This is a genomic window from Bacteroidota bacterium, from assembly GCA_016718825.1.
Lineage (GTDB): Bacteria > Bacteroidota > Bacteroidia > J057 > JADKCL01 > JADKCL01.
This window is the reverse complement of the sequence record JADKCL010000021.1, coordinates 13,062-37,440: the sequence shown is the minus strand read 5'-3', so window position 1 is coordinate 37,440 and position 24,379 is coordinate 13,062. Positions and strand designations below refer to the sequence as shown.

15 protein-coding genes are annotated in these 24,379 nt (G+C 49.0%); 7 read left to right on the top strand and 8 right to left on the bottom strand.

All coding sequences use genetic code 11. The features are described 5' to 3' along the window. Window positions 1-29 precede the first annotated feature (29 nt). Window positions 30-2,474 carry a hypothetical protein gene (locus IPN95_19840; protein ID MBK9451618.1) on the top strand — a complete coding sequence of 815 codons (2,445 nt, stop codon included), beginning with the start codon at window positions 30-32 and terminating at the stop codon, window positions 2,472-2,474. Window positions 2,475-2,477: 3 nt separating this feature from the next. Here the strand turns inward: IPN95_19840 and IPN95_19835 are convergent, their stop codons facing one another. From IPN95_19835 to IPN95_19810, 6 genes are all read right to left on the bottom strand, one after another. Then, entirely contained in the window at window positions 2,478-2,642 is a 165-nt protein-coding gene (locus tag IPN95_19835) for a hypothetical protein (GenBank protein ID MBK9451617.1), read from the bottom strand. 489 nt (window positions 2,643-3,131) lie between these two features. Next, entirely contained in the window at window positions 3,132-4,502 is a 1,371-nt protein-coding gene (locus IPN95_19830; GenBank protein MBK9451616.1) for a hypothetical protein, read from the bottom strand. 405 nt (window positions 4,503-4,907) lie between these two features. Then, on the bottom strand, window positions 4,908-5,108 hold the full coding sequence (locus IPN95_19825; GenBank protein MBK9451615.1) for a hypothetical protein: 201 nt from the start codon (window positions 5,106-5,108) through the stop codon (window positions 4,908-4,910). A gap of 37 nt (window positions 5,109-5,145) precedes the next feature. Continuing rightward, complete coding sequence (locus IPN95_19820) at window positions 5,146-5,331, bottom strand: hypothetical protein (protein MBK9451614.1); 186 nt, start codon at window positions 5,329-5,331, stop codon at window positions 5,146-5,148. Between the two features lie 12 nt (window positions 5,332-5,343). Beyond that, complete coding sequence (locus IPN95_19815) at window positions 5,344-7,209, bottom strand: site-specific DNA-methyltransferase (protein ID MBK9451613.1); 1,866 nt, start codon at window positions 7,207-7,209, stop codon at window positions 5,344-5,346. A 2-nt stretch (window positions 7,210-7,211) separates the two neighbouring features. Beyond that, entirely contained in the window at window positions 7,212-10,100 is a 2,889-nt protein-coding gene (locus IPN95_19810) for a DEAD/DEAH box helicase family protein (GenBank protein MBK9451612.1), read from the bottom strand. Between the two features lie 337 nt (window positions 10,101-10,437). Here IPN95_19810 and IPN95_19805 point away from each other — a divergent pair, with 337 nt between their 5' ends. The 3 genes from IPN95_19805 (at window position 10,438) to IPN95_19795 (ending at window position 12,980) form a co-directional block, all read left to right on the top strand. Further along, the gene (locus tag IPN95_19805) at window positions 10,438-11,088 is read left to right on the top strand and encodes a hypothetical protein (GenBank protein MBK9451611.1); all 651 of its coding nucleotides are present in this window, start codon (window positions 10,438-10,440) and stop codon (window positions 11,086-11,088) included. Window positions 11,089-11,093: 5 nt separating this feature from the next. Further along, window positions 11,094-12,302, top strand: a complete 1,209-nt coding sequence (locus tag IPN95_19800; GenBank protein ID MBK9451610.1) for a T9SS type A sorting domain-containing protein — start codon at window positions 11,094-11,096, stop codon at window positions 12,300-12,302. Between the two features lie 72 nt (window positions 12,303-12,374). Then, window positions 12,375-12,980, top strand: a complete 606-nt coding sequence (locus IPN95_19795; protein MBK9451609.1) for a hypothetical protein — start codon at window positions 12,375-12,377, stop codon at window positions 12,978-12,980. A gap of 143 nt (window positions 12,981-13,123) precedes the next feature. On the opposite strand, the gene IPN95_19790 is transcribed toward IPN95_19795, so the two are convergent. Then, window positions 13,124-13,690 (bottom strand): hypothetical protein, encoded by a 567-nt coding sequence (locus IPN95_19790; GenBank protein MBK9451608.1) that lies wholly within the window; start codon window positions 13,688-13,690, stop codon window positions 13,124-13,126. A 2,156-nt stretch (window positions 13,691-15,846) separates the two neighbouring features. On the opposite strand from IPN95_19790, the gene IPN95_19785 reads away from it, so the two are divergent. Beyond that, window positions 15,847-16,065: an efflux RND transporter permease subunit gene (locus IPN95_19785; protein MBK9451607.1), complete on the top strand. Its 219-nt coding sequence runs from the start codon at window positions 15,847-15,849 to the stop codon at window positions 16,063-16,065. Between the two features lie 261 nt (window positions 16,066-16,326). Continuing rightward, window positions 16,327-17,043: a PorT family protein gene (locus IPN95_19780; protein MBK9451606.1), complete on the top strand. Its 717-nt coding sequence runs from the start codon at window positions 16,327-16,329 to the stop codon at window positions 17,041-17,043. A gap of 175 nt (window positions 17,044-17,218) precedes the next feature. Here IPN95_19780 and IPN95_19775 read toward each other — a convergent pair whose 3' ends face one another. Continuing rightward, a complete protein-coding gene (locus tag IPN95_19775) occupies window positions 17,219-19,360 on the bottom strand; it encodes a T9SS type A sorting domain-containing protein (protein ID MBK9451605.1) in 2,142 nt (713 codons plus the stop codon). 667 nt (window positions 19,361-20,027) lie between these two features. On the opposite strand from IPN95_19775, the gene IPN95_19770 reads away from it, so the two are divergent. Beyond that, window positions 20,028-24,377 (top strand): CusA/CzcA family heavy metal efflux RND transporter, encoded by a 4,350-nt coding sequence (locus IPN95_19770; GenBank protein MBK9451604.1) that lies wholly within the window; start codon window positions 20,028-20,030, stop codon window positions 24,375-24,377. The last annotated feature ends 2 nt before the right edge of the window (window positions 24,378-24,379 follow it).

Sequence of the window (24,379 nt, the reverse complement as noted above, 5' to 3'; positions counted from 1 at the left end):
CAAGCTAGGGTAGGCCGACCTTTGCGGCAATGAAAAAGTCAAGCATTATTCTAGTCGCGATCAACATGCTACTGCTGTTGCAGCTTCCAGCGCAATTTGTGGCTCCACGACAGACCTTGGATGCAGCGCAATATGCGGCGGTTGAAAAGGTTGCTGCCGGATTGCTTGCTAGCCCCAATCTGGTCTTTCACCTGCCTTGCAATCATTCGCCCGATTGGAACAAAAACCTTGCCGTCTCCTCAGGTATTACTTGGGGAGAGGATCGATACCAAAAGCCAAATGAAGCGATCGTTTTTGCAGAAGGTCACAATGGCTTGTTGGCCAATCGAGGTCAATATTTCAAAGACAACTTCGCCATTTCAGCTTGGGTAAATATTGACAAAGTGAGCAGATGGAGCCGAATTCTTGATTTTGGAAATGGGAAGATGAACTGCAATGTCGTTTTTGCGCCCTCGCTGCTGACCACAAGTCAACCTGCAATCGCGGTTTATAAGGGGCGCGGACCGGAATTGACCTTGCTGCAAAGCCCCGAAATGCACAAGCTCCAAGAAGGACGATGGTATCACCTCGCCACGACACTCGACAACCATACCGCCCGTCTGTATATCAATGGCATCGAGGTCGCCAAGGCGGAGCAATTTAATTCGCCCGGTTCGATCAACCGAGACAGTTGTTGGATTGGACGCAGCGATATGGGGCAACTCAATAACTTCCTGGGACGCTTGGACGACTTGCGCATCTACGACCGCGCCCTCAATGACTGGGAAATCAAATTGCTCGCCGACTGGACCTTTGTGCAAGAAAATACAAAACAGGTGATCGCTCTGGTGGAGAAACCGCAGGTTGATGACGTGCAGCCCAAGCCCATTGCCTCAAATTCACCCGAATCCACGCAAGCAAATGGCGCAGCAACAAACGGTGGCGGCAATGGCAATACAGGATCAGGAGGCTCAAATCAGCCTGTCGGAGATGCTGATTCGAATGGAAACGATCAAACTCAATCCAATCCAACGAAGCCCATCACAGCAATTGGATCTGAACCGGCAGCACCCAAACCCGTCACTGTCGTTTCCGACAATAAACCCATCGCATCGACACCCGCCCTATCGACCGGGGCAATCCGTTCCAGCAGTCCCGACAGCGTGTTGATCGACAGTTTGGTCGCGCCCGCACCCAATGGCGAAAAGCCTCCGCATTCCTACGGAAAGAGCAACATCGTTACAGCGACCAACTGCCCGCCCGCCAAGTACAAACTGGCTGACTTCGAGCAATTCAGCGAGGAAAAGGATGTGATCGCGGCCATCAACAACTACTTGGCTACGGAGGGCAAGGCCGGATGGAAGATTCGCGGCGATGTAGGGGGAATGGCCTTTTATCAACCCAATTCGGGCATCACAGGCGCTTGGGAGCATGTTTTTTTGATGGGCGGCCAATGGAAAAAGTTGGATTCTTTGGGTGCCCAAGGTTGGGAATTCAGCGCGTCACACTTGTTTGGGATGATCTTCAGCCGCCCCGCCGAACAGAGCAAAAGACAAGTTTGGGAGTACAAAGTAGCAAAACTCATCCAATTCGGTAAAAATGAGAGGGTTCTTGCTGCCAACAAGGAGACTGTGACTGAACAACTGGATTCATTGGGTCACGACGGATGGGAAATTATGGTGATGCCTTCTGAAACCGGTATTTTTAAACGGCCCCAATCCGCCGATGTTGCCCAACGACTCGTCTGGACCTACGACGTGATTGACATGAATGGCGTAGAAAATCCATCTTCCCTGTTTTCCACCTTGGGATTGTCCAATTGGGCATTTGGAGCCGTCCCCATGGAAGGCCATATGGGCAAACACGCATTGCCGGTCGTCGTCAAACATTCCGGCGGTGGCCGCATCGTGCCTTTGGTCTATACGACTTGTTTCCTTCGGAGCATGAGCTTGGGCGGGGGTGGCAACGCCAAGGCATTCAGCGACGCAAATGACTCGATCGCCCAATATGCCGCAAAAGGCTGGGAATTTGTCGGCACCTTTGAACCTTCCGAGATCATCGGCAAGCAGATGTTTGCCTTGCTATTTGCCGCACCACATAGCTGCTACGCCAAATCCGGCACGATTTATCTAGGCCTTTACCATCCAAAGGAACGTGGCATGGCCTATCTCCTTTCCAATATGTTTGGAGTCTACGTCAGGCGAATCGCGGGAATCATCCCACTTGCCAGGTCCCACAAGGCCCTTGCTGCAATGAAATTGGAGTATGCACTCACCGAGGCGGGATTGGTCAAAGCCGAAACACAAGTGAAGAACAACATGGTTCGCGACAACATTTCGATCTTCTTTAAGGATCTGGAAAATGGTGCCGTACAAGCCATCGTGAAGGGCGCAAAAGGCGAAAAGGTTTTTCAATTCGCTGGCAATGAGCGCCGTTGGGACCTGATCCACGCCCAATATGATCAAATGGTGGCGGCAGCGTGGGCACTGAAATAGCCATCATTCAGCCGTCATGATTGCAGTTGCACTTTCGTGGCCCACGGGCCGTTCGCTGCCTCCATTCTCAGAAAGCAATGCCTTTGGCAATGGCGGTGATTCGAATACTTCATCCACATGGTCACCCGACCAATTCAGGGAGAAGGTGAGCAATTCTTGGCCCCTCATGCAGAAAGCTAAGCCACAGTGTGCATGGGCTAAAAGTTACGCTGTCGGGCAACGTGCTCTCCGCGACGCAGGCTTGGAGCAACTACCGGTGACTTTTCAATTCTGCGCAATATTTGGGGCGAATGTGAAAGGTTATCCGATGGGACTTATGCTTTGAGCGTGACCGGCACCGATGGTTGCGTTGGTGAGCGTGCCACTGCGTTTGACATCAGGGCGCTTGAGGCTGGGACTTATTGGATGGAGGTAAAAGCACGGCGATTCAGCTGCGGAAGTTGTTCGGATTGATAGTGCAGTAATTGATACTTAGCAGGAGTGATCAAAGGGAATGATAACACTATCACCTCGTTGAAATCAGCAGTCGAAAATCCGGAGGCTCATGGCAGCCCTACAAGGCATAATTAAGCGTAACCGCAGGTGTCAGGTACACCACTCAGTCCCAGATGCTCACCATGAAGGAAGAATCACATTGCTAGGCGCTGTAGGCTGCGCCTACGCGCGGGGCACATCCATCGCGCCGTAGAGCATTCCCCAGACGTCCTGACGGCGGTTGAAAACCCAGCGTTTGAAGCTTTCACTGTTGATTTCCCTCCAAATCCAGCCATCGACTGGCATCTCGCCGCTGCGAACGCCTGCATTGAATTTGCCACGTTGGCTCAGGAAATACTCAGCGGCGCTGCCGGTCGGTGCAGGGGTATCAGATTCTCCATCTGCATGCATGACGCGCAACATGTAGTCAAACATGGCCCTTCCGCCTGGCTCGATGAGCCAATTTACGCTGTCGTAATGTCCTAGGGCGATCATGCCACGGTTGTGGGTACGCGATCGCATATCTGCGATGCGGTCGATCATGACCAAGCAGGCGCTCACCATTGGACCAATGTACAAGTTGGCGTACAGGGTGATGCCTGCTGAAGCACCCAACAATGTGCCACCGGCACTGTAAATGGTGGCCATGGCACTGACGCCATTGCTCGCAGCACCGAGTTCTGTGGTGCTACCAGAAAGGAGTTGCATGCCAGTCCGAAGCAGTTGGAAGGCTGCGTAGGCTTGGTTCACACGGGTGATTACATGCATGATGCCTGGGAGTCGTGTATTCGCCTCCACATAAAGGCCGGTGCGTCCCGCGGCGAAGTTGCGCACATTTTCCAAGGCAGCGCGTTCCTCCCCGATTGCTAGGATCACTGACTCTAGGGTCAATCCGCAATCCACGGCGGTCATAATCGTATCTGCGGTCTGCGCAAGGGCGCTGCTTTCGTCTGAGCGGAATGCCGACCGTTGCCGCTCGCGCAATGCAGGGATCACGTTTTCCGTAAGGTCGCGTTGCTGTGCTCTAAAACGCTCGTTGGCTTCGCGCAGGTCGCGTTGTGCCTTGGCAGCAATCGCAGCGTTGCCCGCGATCATGGCCCTGCTGAACTGCGTAGCCCATGCTTGCGCGTCTTCGCGGATGCCTTCTGTGATCGCTTCTTCACCTCCCCCGATGAAGAGGTCAATCAACTCCTGTGCATGCGTGATCGCCGTGGGTATCGTATCAGGCACACCCAATGCAGCTGTCGTGATCTCCGTTTGAAGGTTTTCCAGGCGGTTTTTACAGGTGAAAATCCACCAAGAAAGTTGGGCATACGACAGAATCGATTGCCCTTCGACCATGTATGGCTCTGTGATGGGATCGTTGACTGCACGCTGGATCGGAGCAGCATTGCCACCCCCGACTTTGGCCTGCACGGGAGATGCGGATAAGCTGAATGCGGGCGGGCTTTTGAAACTATTACCTAGGCTTTCTTGACCTTCGGATTCCATGCCATCAAAACCACTGGGAGTTTTGGAGACATTTTGCTTTTGAGGGGTAACTGGCTCTGACATAGACCTTCTAGTTGATAAAGGGTGAAAAAACAGATAAATATACCCGACATTGTTGAGATTTACAATGCATGTAAATGATCCGTTTCCACATCTTCATGCCAACCACGCACAAATCTTCCGCTACTACCTCTGATAGGCGGGTCAGCCCTCTCCAAGCGTTTGTTTTATATGGTGCTGAGAGAAACGTTTTGCGGAATTTTCTGCTGAATGTGGTGTCGATACACCGAGCGCAGCGAATCAGGATTACCATGTTCACCCTGCCTAGCTGACTCACAAAGGGGAATGGTCGGTCATGAGATGAGGGGACCGATTGTGATGGTCCTTCAAAAGTTAATTAAACAATATTGTTGTATTCTGAGAATACAAAACTGCAATGGCGCAGAACCAGTCCCAGAACGCCCTTTATCACAACGCAAAATTAAACGTCACGCCTGGGCTCAAGTACACCACGCGGTCCCAATTGCTCACGGTCAGCGAAAAATCCCATTGTTTGACGCTGTAGGCTGCGCCGACGCCATATTCGATGAAGCTGTGGTTGGTGCCGTAGTATTGTCCCCATCCCGCTACTGCGAAGCCTTTGACTGCGCCGACGAGAGTAGTAAACACAATATGCAGGTGATCACAGCATGAATCCAATCCCCCCTCACAACATCCCCACCATCCGCTTCACGGCATCCACAGTCCACGCCCCGTCAATCGGATTCCGCTCAAACACCATGATGTACTTGAACTTATCCCCGGCAAGCTCATGAAACTTGTTTCCTAAGTGACCCTTGTTGAGATTGGAGGGGTTGTTCAGATGCTCACTTCTGGGTTCTAGCAAAATCACGGTGCCAAAACATCAAGAAACCTTCACAATCGTCTCATCCCCACTGATATTTCTAACCTTGATGCGTAGCGGTTTCGTCGGAGATAGGATCTTCCCGTCCCAAAAGTTCTTGGATTTCACCCCATCAACGATGACATACCCGAGTTTGTCGATTTTGATTTCCGTGGTGCTTTTCCATGGGCCTTCGGCATTTTGACAATCGACGGCGATCAACTCGATGAGTTCCAAACCTTCTTCACTGATGGTGATGGGGTCAAACTTCTTTCCTTTCTTGATGGATTGGAGATTGCCTTTTTCATTGAAATCGTGAATCTTCTGGATCAGGCGATCGCTGATGAACTGGGTCACGGTCGTTTCATGGCTCTCCTCAGATGCTTTGATTTCCAACTTCACGATGTCTTCGATCACGACTTCGTGCAAGAGGTTTTTGAGGTCACGAAGCTCTACCTCGGTTTCTGTGGCGTTGTTGTCACGGATGAATTTTTCCAAGCCTTCGCGGTCGTCGATGTCGATATAATAGACAATCACACGCTTGGCATCAAAGCTCAGGTTTTGGAGCTCTTGATTGATGATCCTATTCATGGCGGGAATGTCCAGACACTTTTCTTGGCTATTGATCAGGTCAGGGACATAAACGGGGATGGTGCCTGTTTTCGTATCGAGGATCGCCCCAAACCAAAACTTGCTCAAGCCTGCCGTGTTGCGTTGCAAGCCAGGGATGAATTTTGCGAGCTTATCCATAGTCTGCTGCGGATTGCGGAAGAGGCTCACCCCATCTTGAACTTCCAAAATTTGAAAGGAAGCCTTGGCCTCTAGCAGGCGGTCACGAACAGTTTGGATGCTGTTGATACCAACATCTGAGTGGATGAATCGACGACCAAGGTCGTGGGCTACCTTTGCGGTGACGCCGCTCCCGCCGAAGAAGTCGGCGACTAGCATTTTTTCATTACTGCTTGCTTTGATAATTCGTTGTAATAGTGCTTCTGGCTTTTGTGTTGAATAATCTTGTCGTTCATTTGCTACTGGATTTACTGGAGGTATATCATTCCAGAATGATTCAACAATATCTCCATCGGATTCATAAATAACTCTTGAACCACCACCAGTTGGATTAACATCGTCTCTATAGCGTTTGCCATTCTCATCAACTTTAAATCTATCCAAATACTGTTCGCTATGCGGTCTTAATTGAGTATTCCAGGTATAGTTATCATCATTTTTTACGTAATAGTATATATCATCGTGTTTTTGAGGAAATTTTTTGGTGGTATTCCTTTTGAAGCCAAAGTAGCACCAAACAATATTATTTTTAAAATTACTTTCGCCGAAAACTTCATCTAATAAGATCTTGACATAATGCCCAATTTTTGAATCAAGATGAACATAGATGCTTGCAGTATCACTCATGACACTTCGAATGGCAATGAGGTTTTCGTACATCCAATTCAGGTACTTCTCTTTGTCCCAGATATCGCCGTACATTTTTTCTTCAAATGCTCTTAATTCATCATTATCCATTTCTTGTTCAGCGGCGGCAATCTTTTCCGCTAATTTTGGACTTTTTCGGATGTAAACATTCTTCGCATAATCCGCTCCACTCGCAAACGGTGGATCAATATACACCAAATCCACCTCAATCCCCTTGTCTTTCAGGTAAGCACAAGCCGAGACGCATTCCCCACGGATGACCAGATTCTCGGAAGGCTCACCCACGGCCTCCACAGGTGTCACCTCATAGTAGGGCATGCCCCGCAATATCCGCTGCACGACTTTGTCGCTGTCACGGTAGCGCAACAGCCGCTGCGTACGCGTGATGTTGTCGAGGATCGCTTGGCCCTCGATGGTATTGGGTACGTAGGGTATATAACGAAGTGGCATAATCAGTCGTTGAAAAATTGCGTAATGCGGGAATTGAGTTGTAAAACGTTCGTAGACAGATCATTGCTGTCTTCCAAATACAAAAAGTCAAAACGCTTGTAGCCAAAATTGGCTTTGTTCTCCTCAATAAAGGTCGTCTCCAAGAATTTTTTCTTCCGAATAAACACAGGATCATTGGCATAGCCTGCGCCCTTGGTTTCCAAAATCAGGGCCTTGTGAATCTTGTCCTTGGCCTTGCGTTGTATGATGAGAAAGTCGGCGGTGTATTTGCCGATGTTTTTCCAGTAGCGGCCTTCCTTGGCGAAACAATGAATCACAAAACCTGTCAGGCCACGCTCGCCATTGTAATAGATTTCGAGTCCACGTTGCTTGAACTCCTCCAAAGCTAAGGCTCTTTGAAGCATCAACATTTCAAAGGTGCTTGCCTTGAAATTGTACGGCAAATAATGGAAGCTGCTGTCTTTGTTGGCGATTACGGGCGTGAGCTGATTTTGTGCGCGGAAGGCATCGAGCGTTGGGACCCAAGCTGCCATTGCTGGATTTGAATCCAAGATTGCCTGCTTCATCATGTCATAGGCCTGCAAGATTTCAGCCTCGCTGCGTTCAACCGCAACACCGTGGGGATCAAGACTCAATATTTTTGCAACATCGGCATCATTGGGAAACAAATTGGGGTTGCGTTCGACGGCATCCAGATTTTCCACGATCAGCAAACTCGCTGCTTGTGGCACCACCTCCTTTTTTGTTTCCAACTCCCGAGATGTCACAAAAGCAAGCCTGATCTTGGAGGCAATCGCCGCACGGTCATAGCGGTCATCAAATACTTTTTTCCCTTCCTGATCAAACGTGATGGACTGGAAAATAGCTTTCAACGTGGATTCATAGGGCAACAACGCATCCAAGCCCAACGTGCTTAAACTTTCCCTACAGATCGCAAACTTCCACTGATTGAAGTTTGCAGTTTCATTCCCAGATTCACCCAAAATGGCAATGTCGCCCTCGCCGATATGCATCAATTCACTGCTACTCACCGAGGCATTGGACTTGTAACTGTCCAGATTGGTACGCAGTTTCTTGAGTTTTGCCGCCGTTTGTGGATCCGCGGCCTCTTCGATGGCCTGATAAGTCACCTTGAGCTGGTAAAAATCGACCGTTGGTAAGTTCAAATAGTCCATACGAGAAACACGCATCACCAAATCCGTGATTGGAACTTTTTTGAGACCATTCAGCTCCTGAATGCTTGTTTCTTGCTCCTTCTTGAGTTGGTCATTGAGCGTTTGCGCATTCTCCTTGTTGAGCCAAATCAGTGCAGTTTCTTGGCTATTTTTGTCCACTTGTCTGAGGCATCGGCAAGAAGTTTGCAAAACCATATTCTGCGGACAGTCGCCTTTCTGAGACAGGACAACCCCCGTCAGGCTTGGACAATCCCAGCCTTCCTTGCCCACCTGCACCAACAAAATGTACTGTTTCCGCGAAATAGGAAGGTCGAGTGACCTAAACTCCAGCTCATTTTCTTTGGGCAATTTGTAGGTCGCATTGCCCCCATGATATTTCAGAATCTCAGAGGGATCAATCTGCATGGTGCCCGTGAGGAAGGGATAAATTTCCTCCTCTAGCACCTCAATGTTACTGCAATAGATGGCAATCTTGGCAATGGTGCCATTGCCATACCGTTTGGTTTTGTACTGCCCGTCAAAGTCCCGGATGCCCTGCTCGATAATCTGCAACCTGTCCAAGCTTTCCGCCACCCTCACCGTCGGTGATTTTAAAAACTTCCTGATGGCAGTCACCAAGGGATAGAAATATACGGTATTGGTGATCTGCGCAAATTTGAAGGCAAAGTCACCTACGGGAATGGTCTCAGCCGAAGAAAGGTAAGGCGTACCTGAAAAGCCCAAGACAGTGGTGATATTTCCTTTGCTCTGCCAATAGTTGACTGCTTGGCGGAGTTTGATGTCGTCACTTGCGGCATGATGCACCTCATCGATCAGAATCGACATGTTGGGAATCTGCCCAAACAAGCGCTTGAGGTCATTGGTGGTGTCCTTTTCCTCTTCGTCCAACGCCAATTGAAGCTGTGCATCAAATTTGAAGCTCTCCAAGACGACTTTCTCAGCATTGACCACAAAGACTTGCCCAAACGGATTGGGAAGGCAAGCATTTACTTTCTGCGCATTCGGATTGCGTGCCTTGTTGCTTTTCTTTGCGGTCTTGGCTTCATCGAGCACATCAAATTTGAGCAAACGCTTAAGCTTGCTTGCCGACGGTTCCGGCAATACCCATGACGGATCGAAGTTTTGGATCGTCCGCAAGCTCGGAATAATCGATGATTTTAAGCCAGATGGTACAAGGACGAGAAAATTGTGTGCAAAAGCCTTATTGTCAGGATCATTGTCCGCAAAGTAGAGGTCCAGATAGATGATGGCCGCCATGAGGAAGGTTTTGCCCGCTCCCATTGGCAAACTCATCAGATAGTCGGCATAGCTCACGTTGTAGAAAATCGCACGAATGATCCTATCATAGTCCAGTGTCTCTGGATGATCGACGATTGCTTGGGACAGATTGGGAATCAGTTGTCCCTTGCCGTTGGGTTGCCGCGCAAAATCGTACAAGGCCTGGGCGTTGACGTGTTTTTCCAGATATTCCCGAGCAGCTTGATTGATGTTGAGCTTGTTCAAGTCAGTGCCATGCTTGAAAAAGCCTTCCGAAAAGAGCTGCCACAAAGGTTTGTTTTCCCCTTGAATCTTTAGAAACAGGTACGTCTCAATCGCCTCAATCTGTGTGTCTCGGAGTTGTCCCTTTTCCCGAATGTAATTGAGCAAGGATGAAACCGCACAATCCGGCGACTGAATCCATTCGTTTTTCTTGCTTTGGATGATGGTATGGAGCATGGTGGGTCAGTTTTGCTTCAGGATGTTCACGTGGAAAGCACCGCAAAGCCGTGACGCATTTACTTTTTCGCAAATGAGTTCCTCTATCTTGCTTTCTCCGCGATCAATGGACATTTCTGAAAATCTTGTAACTTTAAACTTTGGGGCGAAGATAGGAAAAAGGGGTTGGAAAGTACTCGCTTGATTTTTTGGAAGTTCAAAGAAGCGAGGCCGCATCAAGCCGCCTAGTCGGTCCCCACAAAAGGCCAGAGATTCCCTAAATCTGTTTCAAGACCAGCACAAACTGATCATTAAATTGCTATATTCGTAGCACAAAGTATCACCCTTATCACCTACAATGAATCGAAAATTGAGGCTTTTTCTTCCCATCATCGCCCTGATAGCGTTCTGCTTTTGGGGCAGTCCGTCTGCCCAAGCCCAAGAAACAGGCGGTACTTGGGCGATCAAGTCTGGTGTAGGCGGCATCTTTACAGGCCATATCACTGGCGAGGTGGAAGTCTTCCTGAAAGGCCGAGTCTCCATAGCACTGCGCGGAGCTTTGATCCATCCCAACATCGATTCCTTGCGCGGGCCAGCCGAAGGCTTCTTTCTCAAAGCCGGGCCAAAGTTCTACCTTTCAAAGGAAAAGGCTTCGAACTTAGCGGGGTTTGCCTTGAAGCCAGAATTGGTGTTTCAACATTGGCGTGACTGGGATCGTGAACTTTCTGGATTTTCTGGTCCAGAGTGGCATCATTCCCTTGGTGTGACCTGCAATTTGAGCTACAACCTATTGTTTGGAAACTTCTTCCTTGAGCCTAGTGTGGGGATTGGGTACGTTCCAAACTTTGATAGTTACACTTTTGTCAACGATTCACCACCTTACGAAGTAACTGAACATCGGTGGGTTCACTACGCCAGATATGGGGAGAAACCTTACAACCAATCTCATCTCTCGATCTATGGTGATGTTGCGTTGACTGGTGGGTTGCTTTTTGGAGTTAAATTTTAGTTGACATGAGAAAGTTCACCCTCTTTACCACGCTGTGCTTGGTCGTGTTTTATACGCGTTTGTCTGGGCAGGAATTGACATGTGGCACCAAGAATCCAGATGTTCTAAGCCCGAGCGATATTCAGTTTGGTTTGGCTGCCCAACAGCGGGCAAATAAGATTACAGGCATCGTTAAGGTTATCCCAATAGCAGTTCATGTGATCTATTCTATTGAGCCGAACGACCCGCACAACATCAGCCTTGCCCAAATCACCTCGCAAATCGACCAGCTAAATGCTGATTTCAGGGGTGAATCGGGAGGGGTGGACACTGAGATTCAATTTTGCTTGGCAGGTGTCAATCGGGTTCTATTGCCCAATTTGATCAATATTGAAAGAACGACCAATGCGGCCATTTTGAAAGATTCTATCCAAGAAGACCCGAACATATTCCTTAATGTGTGGGTGGTAAATACTGTGACAGTATCCAATACATTTGTTTACGGCTATTCTAGCTTTCCTCAGCAACTTGGAATTGCCCCGCAGTTGGACGGCATTGTCATCAGGAGTTACTTTTTTGGGACAACAGGTAATATCGCAACCAATGACGACTACAACATGGGTCGTACGATGGTGCATGAGGTTGGCCATTGGCTAAGTTTACTTCATGTGTTTCAAAATGGATGTGACGATGCAGCCACATGCGCGACGGAGGGCGACTGCTGCTGTGATACCCCGCCTCAAGAGGAGGAATACCGAAAATGTCCACTTGCAAGGAATACGTGCCACGGCGATAGCCCGGATAAAAAGGATCCATTGCACAACTTCATGGGCTATGCCAAGGATGATTGCCGCACAGAATTCACTGAATGTCAAAAGGGCAGAATGCAGCTTTGCCTTGAGACGATGCGCCCGACAGCATGGTTTCAGCAAGGGGGTGACTGTCCAGCCTTCAAAAGAAAGCCAACCGTAACACGTGACCTTGCCGTGAGTGTTTACCCAAACCCTTTTGGCTCAGAGGCGAGCATTACCATCACGGTTATCGGCAAAGAAACGCCTGTCACAGTGACCGTTGTCGATGCAAAAGGCATGGAAGTGGCTGTTTTGCTTCATAACAAGTTGCTAGCAGTGGGAAACCATGCACTCAGATTTGATGCACCCACGTCGGGAATTTACCTTGCAAGGGTTGTGAGTCCGTGGTCAACGAAGACAATCAAAATGGTAAGCAATCGATAATCAGCTGAATTTGGAAGCAAACCTTTTTCTAGGCGTATCTGTGGCAGTCAGCTTCATCTAAATGAATCCGTCATGAAATCCATTTTCGTTTTCCTAGCAATCGTAGTTGGCTTTGGCATCAAAGGCTATTCGCAGGAAAGGGTCAAACCACAACATCGCTTTGCCATTCGTGTGAACACCCTTGGAGCCTTCAACCTTGACCTGATCGGCGACATCGAGTACAGCCTGAGCAATCGAATCGGTGTATTTGTTGGTGGCGGTTCGGAGTTCATTCATCCGACATTTCCTCCGATGCGCAAACTATTCTCGAAGGATCCCGAAGACTATTGCCAACGCAACAATTGGGGTGTCTATGCTGGCATGAGAATCTCCATTCCTGTCTGGGTACTCAAGGAATTGGCGCTCAGGCCAAACTTGTTTTATCAGCGGTTCAACATGGAAGGCGACTGCTGGGGGAGCCTTCCCACGAATAGCCCTGGGATTTCTTCGATCAAAGGCACCGAATTCGATCTCATTGTGAATCTTGCCTACACCCAAAGCTTTGCGAAGCGGTTCTTTGTCGAGCCAGTGATCGGCTTTGGTTGCGGAATCATGACGAGGCAAGTAGTTCCCTACGGGTCGGGACGGTACTTTGGCCCATATCTTCCCTTGCAGCTGAACCTTGGGATCAGGCTTTGATCCCGCTACCCCCAAAAAACAGCGATAGCCCACAAAAAGCAGGCTATCGCAATATTAAAAAAATAGAATCCTTGGTAAGAGTAGGCTCCTGCAAGCAGTCGCCCATCGCTTCCGGTTAGGGAAGTCGGGGTAGCAAGTGCGGGTTAGGAGTTCTGCTGTTCGTTGCCTGGAATCAGGACCTGGATGTTGCCACCGTTGGTTTTTCCGTTTTCATTGACGGTTTCGGTCTCGGTTTCAGGTTCTTCGGCCAAAACCTCTTTGCCGTTTTTGCGCACAAAGTGGCTTCCCAATTCCTTGCAAATAACTTCGGTGCCGGGCTCATCGCCATCCCTTGCTGCCTTCGCATTGTCGTAGAAGGTCAAGGAGTAGTCGATGTAGTTGCCACCGATTTGCATCACGGTGTCGTCCAGCTTCTCATACAGCGTCTTCACGCGGTCAAAAACTGGAAGCAGACTGGAATAGTCGTTTGAAATCCGAACGAAGTTTGTCAGGTTCCGGAACCCCGGCAAGAGGTTTGGAAACTGCTTGGCAAAGCGCAACGCCTTTTCTACAAAGCTGAAGCGGCTATTGCCAATGGAGTACATCTTGCTGCGTTGCGCTGCGGTCAACTTGATCACAAAGTCCAAGTCGGCCTCCAAGGCAGTAAGGTTCTGAGCAATCCGGGCGAGCCTAACGGCATCAAGCCCGGTCTGAACGTCTGAAAATGCCATAGGTTAATGGTATTTTGAGATGATAAAGATTTGTTCAGGTAAGCGTCCTGATACGGGGACCATCGGTTGAGTTAATGAAAAAGAACGCGGAATTGGCCTTTGTCCCTTGCGGCCGTTCCCGAAGACTTTGCAATGATAAACAATGTAAAAAGTGAAAATTGGACAAATGTACAAACGGTACACCTGGAAGGACGAAGTGGTCGTTTGACTTAACGAACGGGCATGTCATCCAGAGCGAAGCGAAGGATCTGCGCTGCCCAAATCTGTGCTCTCACACTCGAGCTCACACTGAAATCAGCCTCTACGCCCATTAGATGCCGCAGACCCCTGCTCAAACCGATTTCAGGATGAACGGTACATATTCTGGACAAACGGGCACGGGCCGCTAGCGCGGCGAGTGAGTGTAAAGTGTGAGTGTGTCTGGGAGTTTTGCCTCAAAATGCCCATTTTGAGCCGTTTCCAAACCGAATGCCGTGACCAAATCATCTCTCACACCCTCGCCGTTGCTCGCACCGATTCTGGACGAACGGTACATATTCTGGACGAACGGGCAGTTTGGCGGATAAACTGGCAGGATTGCCTAGCAGCGATGTGTGGGTATGGGCATACGGTTTGCGGCTATTTGACCACACCCTTGCCCACACCGTTTTTCCCCAGCGGGGCGGCGTCTAGGTAGCCGGCAATGAACCATTTTTTTATTCCCTTCCCGATTTTTGGCGCGGCCGAAAATCGGGAAGGGGGATCATACAACACGCGCCTTGCGCTACCTAGACTGCGCACCGCTGGAGCAAAGCAAAAGCGAAGCGGCTTTGATTGCATTTCGCATGTTTAGCCCGCCATTCCCTCAGCAATCCCAATTTTTCCAGCAAAAAACCCGAAAATATCAGGATCGAACCCCTGACATTGAGCATCGAAGGAATTTCATTGACGCTTGAAGCGTTTTCATTCATCGGCCATGCTCCGAGGTTGAAGTGCCATGCCCGAGGGGTTGACCGTTGATGCACAGCTGTCAACAAGTCATGCTCCGAGCATCGATGTTGAATGTTGGTGGTTCAAAGGTCATCCTCCAAGCATCGAATTTGAATGTTCAACATTCAAATTTGAATGTCTGAGGTTCAAAAGTTTTGCTCCAAGCATCGATGTTGAATGACGGAGCTTCGCCGTTCATGCCCTTGGGGTTGACCGATGATGGCCCGAGGTTCATGCTTCATGGACAGCGCATCACGCTTGAAGCAAAATCATTCAAAGGTCAATGTTCAACGTTGAATGGTCTTTGTCAGGGGTTGGAGCTTGAATGTCTGAGGTTCAAAAGTCAACCTCTGAGCATGGAATTTGAATGTTTGAGGATCAAAAGTCATGCTCCAAGCATCGAATTTGAATGTCTGAGGATCAAAAGTCAACCTCTGAGCATCAATGTCGATCGTCAGAAGATGAGAAGTCAACCTCTGACCATCGATTTTGAATAACCGAGGTTCAACTTTGATGGTTAGAGGTTCAAAAGTGAACCTCTAAGCATGGAACTTATCTATCTAAGGATGGAAAGTCAACCTTCCTGCATCAATTTTGGATCGCCAAGTTTGGCATTTGGAAAGTAGAAATTTCAATTTTGAAGGCTGGCGCTTGCTCTAAAAATTGGCATGGACATTGCCACGTCGCAAGTCTGGCAATTAGTCATCTGCGTTTGGAAGCGTACGAAAAGAGTATATCTTTGCACCAATGAACTGGGTAAGATTCGTGCTTTGTATTTACTTTATGCTGCTGAGCGTCATGCCATGCAGCGATGGAGAGGAATGCAATGCTCCCATTCAAACCAGTATTTCAGCAATTGATGATCATGGCAATCATTCACATGAATCAGAAATGTGCTCACCCTTCTGCACTTGCCTCTGTTGCGGACAATTTGTGTCAACTGCCTCGGATGAGGCATCGATCAGCCAATTAAAGTTTCATTCGACGCCAACACTTGCGATCTACCAGTCTGGCTTCTCCCTTGAAGTGGATTTGGCGATCTGGCAACCCCCCAAGATTAGTTAATCGTTTTTCCATTGTCCGATATCATCGGATCGATGGCATATTCCCATGCAAATGCATTGGGAAAGTCATGCATTGAGGCAAGCGCCAAATTGCATCCCTTTAACGATTAGCATATATCCCAAATGTTAGACAAGATCATTTACTTGAGCATCAAGAACAAGTTCATTGTTGGCTTGTTCACGCTGGCATTGGTGGTCGTGGGTGTTTACGCTCTGTCGAGGTTGCCCATCGATGCCCTGCCGGATATCACCAACAACCAAGTCCAGATCATTACTTTATCTCCCACGCTAGCGTCGCAAGAGGTGGAGCAGAGTTTAAATGAGCTTTCTGAACGACAATGAAGCGGCCTACCAATGTAAAATCGGGATTGCAAGTGGAAGGCAGCTGTGAATATTGGTTAATTTTTGAAAAGACTGACTGATTTTACCTCTATTGAAAGGAGCTCTTCACGTAAATCATGCTGCTTTGGAGGCAAGGGAAAAAAAATAGGCGTGTGTCGATAAATTAGCCCCAACTTTGAGGTGGAAATTGAAGTCAGAATTGAAAACTTCGAAAATCTGTGCTTGCAGGATGCGCACGCTTAAGCCATTGATGTTTTGTATATGCATGTTGAATCTATTAGAAAAGTAATCCTTCCTCTGGGATTGGTGTGGTGTTTGGCTATTTGCAATTTGCAGGCTCAGACCTCACATTATTTTGACCAACGCCCTTTCAATCTGGGCTTTACGATGGGGATGTGCCTCGCCCGCTATGACATGACTGCTCAGATTAACCAATTTGATCAATCCACGGGCATCGTGGTACATAGTGTGCAACTGGTTCCTAAGCCTGGTGTATATCTGGGCCTGATTACCAATTTGAACTTAGCCGACCATTGGGATCTGCGTTTCATGCCATCCGTTTCCTTGGAGGAACGCGATTTCCTTTTTTATTTGGACTCCACCACGACCAATGCGGAACCTGTGGTACGCAAAAAGATCGAGTCGAGCAATTTGAACATGCCATTGGCGATCAAATTTAAAAGCGATTTCCATAAGAACCTGCGGGTTTGGGTGATGTTTGGCCTACAACCATCCCTGAACCTAGCAAGCAGCAAAAAAGTGCTAAACGATCCCGACTTGCTCAAGGTTAAAAGCTTTGACCTGCAATACCTGGCCTCTGTGGGGGTGGATATCTATGGAGAAAAACTAAAACTCTCACCCGAATTAAGGTTTACTCGGGGCTTGCAAAACATTTATGTTCCAGAGCGTACACGATTCCCCCGTGCTATTTCTGACCTTTTCTCTCAGTTGCTCGTGCTCAATATCAATTTTGAATAGGCCCGGCCTTCGGGTATCGCAACCTTCAGTGGATTCCTTCAAAGGCAAAGCCATCCTTAAAATTGGGCTTTCACCATGGATGGGCAGCCGTAAAGTCGGCACTCAACGTCTGACCACCTAAACAATACTAGGCATGTGGTGCACTTATGACATGACCAACGACTTCTTAGAGTAACTAACGAAGAATCACTAGCCGCTTTACACGCTTGAATCTGCCATTCATGTCGATGTGCAAGAAATAAATTCCTGGCAAGAATTTTGACAGGTCCAATTCTATCTCTTTCTTCGCGGAACTTAGATCATGGATTAGAATTTCCCGTCCTTGGAGGTCACAGATGGTTAAGCATAGGCTACCACGTGCATCGGAATTCGTTTTTACTGTCACGGTTCCCGTGCTCGGGTTAGGATAAATTGTCCAATCCAGTTTAGTGTTCAATTCACTTTCAGCTTCATTTGTAATCAGGCCATTGCCTTCAAAAAACCCAAGGCCACCTCGCACGTTTCCCACAATCCAATCCCAAACACCATTCCCATTCAGGTCTTGCCCCACGATTGCTGTGCGTTGTCCTTCGTCTATGTCACCAAAGTTGGTCTGATCAACAGTGAAAATGCCACCCAAGTCACTTTCAAGGTCATTGTAATAAAAAAGATTCCCGGTTTCAGATCCAACTATCATGTCCAAGCGGCCTGACGCTGGATTTTCAAAGATGAACGGCACGCTGAAACCAGTGCAGCAGATGGGATCCACGTCCACGGCACCCCAGGCTGCATCGGTTGGGCTGCTACTGAATATTGGGGCTTGAGGGGTACCAGTATTTTGAAAATAATTCAAATTGCCTGACAATTCGCCCACGATTAAATCAGGGTCACCATCCCTGTCGACATCTGCAATCGCTGGCGTAGCAAACTGGCCAATGTCAATGCTGAAATATTGGGAAGTTACATTTGGAAAACTGGCTAGCTGCCCAGGGCCGGCAGTGTTTTCGACAAAGTGAATATAGCCGTCAGCATCTCCAACAATGAGGTCTTTGTCACCATCACCATCCAGGTCGCCAAAGGCAGGTGTCATCCCAAAGTTGGCAGGGATGAAGGCATTGGCGAGGTTTGCATAGTTGCGGGTGGTGAGGGTAAACTCTGGAGATGTGGATGTTCCCGTATTTTCATATAATGCAAGGCCAGAACTAATACTTGCATTATTGAGCTTGCGGGAATAGTTCCCGACAATAAGGTCCAATAACCCGTCTGCGTTGTGATCAAAGAGTACAGGATAAGCGCACATGCCAACGTCCACCATTTCTGCCGTCAGGAAATTTTTGGTGATGCGCTCTAGCAGTACGCCGTTGCCTTGATGGATGTTCTTGTAAAACCAGCTATTGTCATAGTTTGCAGAGACAATTGCAACATTCGGGGCGACAATCATGTCTCTTTTGCCATCATTGTCCACATCCAAGAAAAATCCAGCAACAAAGATAGGGATTGAAACGGAGGCATCGTATTCTGGAAAGATTGAATCAAAAGAATCCACTACGGCATCTACGGGCGTACCGGAATTGTGGACATAGGTAAGTCCATCGTAAACCAAGTCACCGATGACCAACTCAAGATCGCCATCTGGTTCTTCGTCAAATGCGGCCAAAGTACTGCCTGCATGGGCATTCGGCTTCTCAGGCTGTACATTTTGGGAAGAAGTGCGGCAATTGATCCCCAGCGTTAGACTTTGGTTGAAGTTGTCTTCTAGAAAATTACCCCAACAACGGTCTGCTGCCACTAAATCCAATCCATCGCACCCCCCGGTATTTTCCAGAATCATATTTTTATGCCATTCCACCATGGACCCTGTGGCATTGAAGCATAGCAAGTCTAGGTCTCCGTCACCATCAACATCCACCATGTCTGGCAAATCACCCTGTAAAATGTAAAGAAAGGCTGGTCCAGCACCATAGTCGGTAAGTAAGGTATCGGCATATAGTCGGAAGCTCAAAGATGCTGTTGACGTATTTTCATAGACTTTGATGCCGTTTGAAGTGCCAATAAAGAGGTCTGCCTTGCCGTCACAGTTGAAATCCCTGCAAAGGGCAAAATCCGCGTTATCTGAAGGAAATGCGGCGATGTATTCTGGGGCAAAGTCGAAGTCGATTTGTCCAGCAGTTCCACGATTGAGGAAGGTGAGCCTCTTGCGACCCGACCTGTCAAAGACAAACAAGTCTTGAATTCCATCCAAATCTAAGTCAATTTTCGAAAACTCTGGCAAATTGAAGCCACCTGCATCTGGATTGCGAAGTAGGGTAGCGTTTTCAACGACCCGGACTGAATCCATGCGGGGGATAGCAGTTTGGGCAAATAAGCACGACATCGAGATAACCAAATGGAAAACAACTACAATTGAGTACCTCATAGCTTCGAATTTATAAACAGTGAAGAAAGTGCACCTTTTTGGGATTACGAATTTGCTTCATTTTTGCTAAGCTTGCTAAATAACTCTTTAATTTGTAATTTTTTAGTAGTAGAGACAGCATTCGATAAAAATCTGTCGTATATTTACACGATGAATTGGGTAAGATTCATGCTTTGTATTTACTTTATGCTGTTGAGCGTCATGCCATGCAGCGATGGAGAGGAATGCAATGAACCCATTCAGACTACGATTGCTGCAATTGATGATCATGGCAATCATTCACATGAATCAGAAATGTGCTCACCTTTCTGCACTTGCCTCTGTTGCGGACAATTTGTTTCAACCGCCTCGAATAAGGATTCAATCAGCCAACTAAAGTTTCATTCGACGCCAACACTTGCGATCTACCAGTCTGGCTTCTCCCTTGAAGTGGATTTGGCGATCTGGCAACCCCCCAAGATTAGTTAATCGTTTTCCATTGTCCGGTATCATCGGATCGATGGCATATTCCAATGCAAATGCATTGGGAAAGTCATGCATTGAGGCAATTGCCAATTTGCATCCCTTTTACGATTAGCATGAATTCCAAATGTTAGACAAGATCATTTACTTGAGCATCAAGAACAAGTTCATTGTCGGCTTGTTCACGCTGGCACTGGTAGCCGTGGGTGTTTATTCCCTGTCCAGGTTGCCCATCGATGCCCTGCCAGATATTACCAACAACCAAGTCCAGATCATTACCTCCTCACCTACATTGGCTACTCAGGAGGTCGAGCAATTCATTACCTATCCGATTGAACTATCGGTGAAGCCCATCCCAGGGATCATCGAGTTACGTTCCATCAGCCGATTTGGGCTAAGCGTAGTCACCGTGGTTTTTGAGGAGTCGGTGGACCCCTATTGGGCGCGTGCCCAAATCTCGGAAAGGCTTAAAGAGGCCGAGAGCGTCATCCCCCAAAGGCTGGGAAGCCCAGAAATGGCCCCGCTGAGCACTGGGCTTGGCGAAATCTATCAATATGTGGTATTTCCCAAGGAAGGCTACGAAGACAAGTTTGATGCAACCGAGTTGCGCACGATCCAGGATTGGATCATCAAGCCGCAGCTCATCGGCACGCCAGGTGTGGCTGAGGTAAACACCCTCGGAGGGAGCCTCAAGCAATACGAGGTTTCCGTGCAGCCTGACAAGCTCAAGGCCATGAACACCACGATCGCTGAGATTTTTGACGCTTTGGAACGCAACAATGAAAATACTGGTGGCGCCTACATCGACAAAAAGCCTTATGCCTACTTCATCAGGGGCATCGGCATGGTGAGTGATACCAACGACATCAAGAAGATCGTCGTGAAGAATCAAAATGGCATTCCTATTCTCATCAGGGACGTGGCGGACGTAAGGATAGGAAGCAGCATCCGGTACGGGGCAGTCACCATGGATGGAAAAGGAGAGGAAGTGAGTGGCATGGTGATGATGCTCAAGGGAGGCAATAGCGCAGAGGTGGTCGGTCGCGTGAAGGCCAAAATGGAGCAGATCAAGAAATCGCTCCCCGAAGGCGTAGCCATTGAACCATTCATGGACAGGACCAAGCTCGTGGACAAGGCAATCGGGACTGTCGCCAAGAACCTCCTCGAAGGTGCATTGATCGTGATTTTTATCTTGGTTTTGCTGCTAGGAAACCTACGCGCTGGTTTGGTGGTGGCATCTGTGATTCCACTCTCCTTGCTGTTTGCAGTGACAATGATGAATCTTTTTGGCGTCAGTGGCAACCTCATGAGTCTAGGCGCCATCGATTTTGGGCTCATCGTGGATGGGGCAGTGATCATCGTCGAGGCAATCATTCACCGGCTGCATGGCGGCAAAGGAGGAAAGCTTACCGCAAATGAGATGGACGACGAAGTGTTTGGCGCAGCGTCCAAAATCAGGAGCAGTGCGGCATTCGGGGAAATTATCATCCTCATTGTGTACCTGCCGATTTTGGCATTGGTGGGCATAGAAGGCAAAATGTTTGGGCCGATGGCCAAAACAGTTGCCTTTGCAATCTTGGGAGCCTTTATACTTTCCCTCACCTACGTGCCAATGATGAGCGCACTGGTCCTGAAAAAGAAGACCGGCCACAAGCTCAACATCAGCGACCGCATCATGGCTATCTTACAGAGGATCTATGCGCCTGTGTTGCGGGGTGCACTCAAGATAAAGGTGATCGTTGTCTCACTTGCCGTTTCCCTGCTCACTGCCGCGGTACTGCTATTCAATACCCTAGGCGGTGAATTCATTCCCACGTTGGACGAAGGTGATATGGCAACGCACCTCATCATCGCTTCGGGCAGCTCCCTCTCGCAGGAAATCGAAGCTACAACCAAGGCGGAGCAGATCCTGAAGTCGCGGTTCCCCGAGATCAAAATGATCGTTTCCAAAATTGGCTCGGCAGAGATTCCTACCGATCCCATGCCCATCGAGGCCGCAGACATGATCATCATCCTCAAGGACAAAGAGGAATGGACCTCGGCAGACTCCAAGGAGGAATTGATGGAGAAAATGGAAGAGGCATTGGAGGAAATCCCCGGGGCGATGACAGAATTTTCCCAACCCATCCAAATGCGTTTCAACGAGTTGATGACCGGGGTTCGCAGCGATGTGGCCATCAAGATTTATGGTGAGGACTTGGATATGCTCGTGAGCAAGGGCGACCAAGTCTTGCAACTGATCCAAGGGATCAAGGGCGTTGCCGACGCAAAGGCCGAGCGCGTGGCAGGCCTTCCGCAGATCACTGTGCGTTACAACAAAGACAAGCTTGCCCTCTATGGCCTCAACGTGGGCGACCTCAACCGCGTGATACGAGTAGGGTTTGCCGGTGAGGCTGCTGGCGTGGTGTACGAAGGTGAAAAGCGGTTTGACCTCGTGGTACGACTTGCAGAAGCCGATCGCCAAGACATCGGCAACCTAAAGACCCTGTTTGTGCCGCTCCCCTCTGGCAACCAGATCCCCTTGGAGCAGGTGGCCGACATTGATTACGAGCCCGGACCGATGCAGATCAGCCGCGAAGACGGCAAGCGCAGGATCGTGGTTGGCTTCAATGTCCGCGGCAGGGATGTAAAGACTGTGGTGGACGAAATCCAGGCCAAACTCGATCAAAGCTTGAAGCTGCCCGCAGGTTATTACATCACCTACGGCGGGCAGTTTGAGAACCTTGTGGAGGCCAACAAGCGGCTTTCCATTGCAGTTCCAGTTGCCCTCTTGCTGATTTTCATTCTGCTATTCTTTACCTTCCGATCCGTCAAGCAATCCTTGCTCATTTTCACGGCTATCCCCTTCTCGGCAATTGGGGGTGTTTTTGCGCTTTGGCTTCGCGACATGCCCTTCAGCATTTCTGCTGGGGTGGGCTTTATCGCCCTGTTTGGCGTGGCTGTCCTCAATGGCATCGTGCTCATCGGGTATTTCAACCAATTGAAGGAGGAGGGAATGGAAAGCATTGAGAACAGAATCCAGGAAGGCACCAAGGTGCGCTTGCGCCCCGTAGTGATGACCGCTGCAGTTGCCTCGCTTGGATTTCTTCCAATGGCCATCAGCCACGGAGCAGGGGCGGAAGTGCAGAAGCCGCTTGCCACGGTCGTGATCGGAGGTCTGATCACAGCCACCTTCCTCACACTCATCGTCTTGCCAATCCTCTACTTTTACTCGGAACAAGGCATGAAAGGATTGAAAAAGCTGTTCAGGATTGTCAGTTCGTCGGCAGGGATGCTGCTTCTTGCCTCCGCCTTGAATGCGCAAAATCCACCCAACCTCGACCTGCAATCGGCTATCGACCTAGGCCTGAAAAACAACCAACAGATGCAAGCTGCATTGTTGGGGGTCGAAGCGCAAGAAGCCTTGCGTGGCGCGGCTTTGAACTTGCCCAAGACCAACCTGAATACGACGCTTGGGCAATACAATACACGGGCTTTTGACCAAAATTATTCCATCTCCCAATCGTTCAGCCCCTTCCAATACGGGCCCAATCGGCAACTAGTCGAGGCACAAGTCAAGGCAAGCGCGCTAGAGGCCCGCATGACACGGCAGGAGATCATTTTGGGCATTCGGCAGGCATGGAACATCATTCAATTCAGGATGGCCATCGATCAATTGTTGTTGCGACAAGACAGTCTGCTCCAGGGTTTTGTACGTGCGGCAACCATCAAGTTTGAAGCGGGTGAAACCAATTTGTTGGAAAAGACTACCGCCGTCGCCAAGCAGCAAAAACTGCTGCAAGACATCCGCCAAAACACCACGACTGTGCAGATGGAAAAAGCCCGATTGAAAGCATTGATGGGAAGCAAGACGGAGTTTGACATTCAACCATCCGAATTTATTCCGTTGATCGTACCCGCAATGACGGATAGCACTACGCTGTCCCAAAATCCGGCCTTGTTGCAGGCGATGCAGCATGTGCAGGTGGCCGAGGCCAACCTGAAGGTGGAGAAGGCGGCCATCTTGCCAGACTTCACGGTAGGGTATTTCATCCAATCTTTGACGGGCAACCAAGATGTGAATGGGCAACCCGTCTTCTACAACGGTATTCCGCGCTTCCAAGGATTCACCGCAAGCGTTGCCATCCCCGTCTTTGCAGGGAGCTACAAGGCCAAGGCCCAATCGGCTGCCATCGAAATGAAGGCAGAGCAAAAGAATGCCGACTACATCCAGGCACAGCTCGCCAGCGAATTCCAGCAGCAGCTCCAACAGATCACCGCTTTGAAGGCCCGCCTCAAATACCACAAGACGTCCGCACTCCCCAATGCAGAAGTGATTGCGGCAAATGCGACCAAGGCCTACCAAAATGGAGACGTTTCCTACATGGAATATCTCCAAGGATTGGAAACGGCCTTGGGAATCCAGACCGACTATCTCCAAACCATCCATGACTACAACCAGGCTGCAATCAACTTGCAGTATTTGTTAAACCAATAAGA

Excerpts from the sequence above, each read along its gene's own strand:
- IPN95_19840 (MBK9451618.1), top strand. The coding sequence starts at position 30 with ATGAAAAAGTCAAGCATTATTCTAGTCGCGATCAACATGCTACTGCTG.
- IPN95_19835 (MBK9451617.1), bottom strand. The coding sequence starts at position 2,642 with ATGAGGGGCCAAGAATTGCTCACCTTCTCCCTGAATTGGTCGGGTGAC.
- IPN95_19830 (MBK9451616.1), bottom strand. The coding sequence starts at position 4,502 with ATGTCAGAGCCAGTTACCCCTCAAAAGCAAAATGTCTCCAAAACTCCC.
- IPN95_19815 (MBK9451613.1), bottom strand. The coding sequence starts at position 7,209 with ATGCCACTTCGTTATATACCCTACGTACCCAATACCATCGAGGGCCAA.
- IPN95_19810 (MBK9451612.1), bottom strand. The coding sequence starts at position 10,100 with ATGCTCCATACCATCATCCAAAGCAAGAAAAACGAATGGATTCAGTCG.
- IPN95_19805 (MBK9451611.1), top strand. The coding sequence starts at position 10,438 with ATGAATCGAAAATTGAGGCTTTTTCTTCCCATCATCGCCCTGATAGCG.
- IPN95_19800 (MBK9451610.1), top strand. The coding sequence starts at position 11,094 with ATGAGAAAGTTCACCCTCTTTACCACGCTGTGCTTGGTCGTGTTTTAT.
- IPN95_19795 (MBK9451609.1), top strand. The coding sequence starts at position 12,375 with ATGAAATCCATTTTCGTTTTCCTAGCAATCGTAGTTGGCTTTGGCATC.
- IPN95_19790 (MBK9451608.1), bottom strand. The coding sequence starts at position 13,690 with ATGGCATTTTCAGACGTTCAGACCGGGCTTGATGCCGTTAGGCTCGCC.
- IPN95_19785 (MBK9451607.1), top strand. The coding sequence starts at position 15,847 with ATGTTAGACAAGATCATTTACTTGAGCATCAAGAACAAGTTCATTGTT.
- IPN95_19780 (MBK9451606.1), top strand. The coding sequence starts at position 16,327 with ATGCATGTTGAATCTATTAGAAAAGTAATCCTTCCTCTGGGATTGGTG.
- IPN95_19775 (MBK9451605.1), bottom strand. The coding sequence starts at position 19,360 with ATGGATTCAGTCCGGGTCGTTGAAAACGCTACCCTACTTCGCAATCCA.
- IPN95_19770 (MBK9451604.1), top strand. The coding sequence starts at position 20,028 with ATGTTAGACAAGATCATTTACTTGAGCATCAAGAACAAGTTCATTGTC.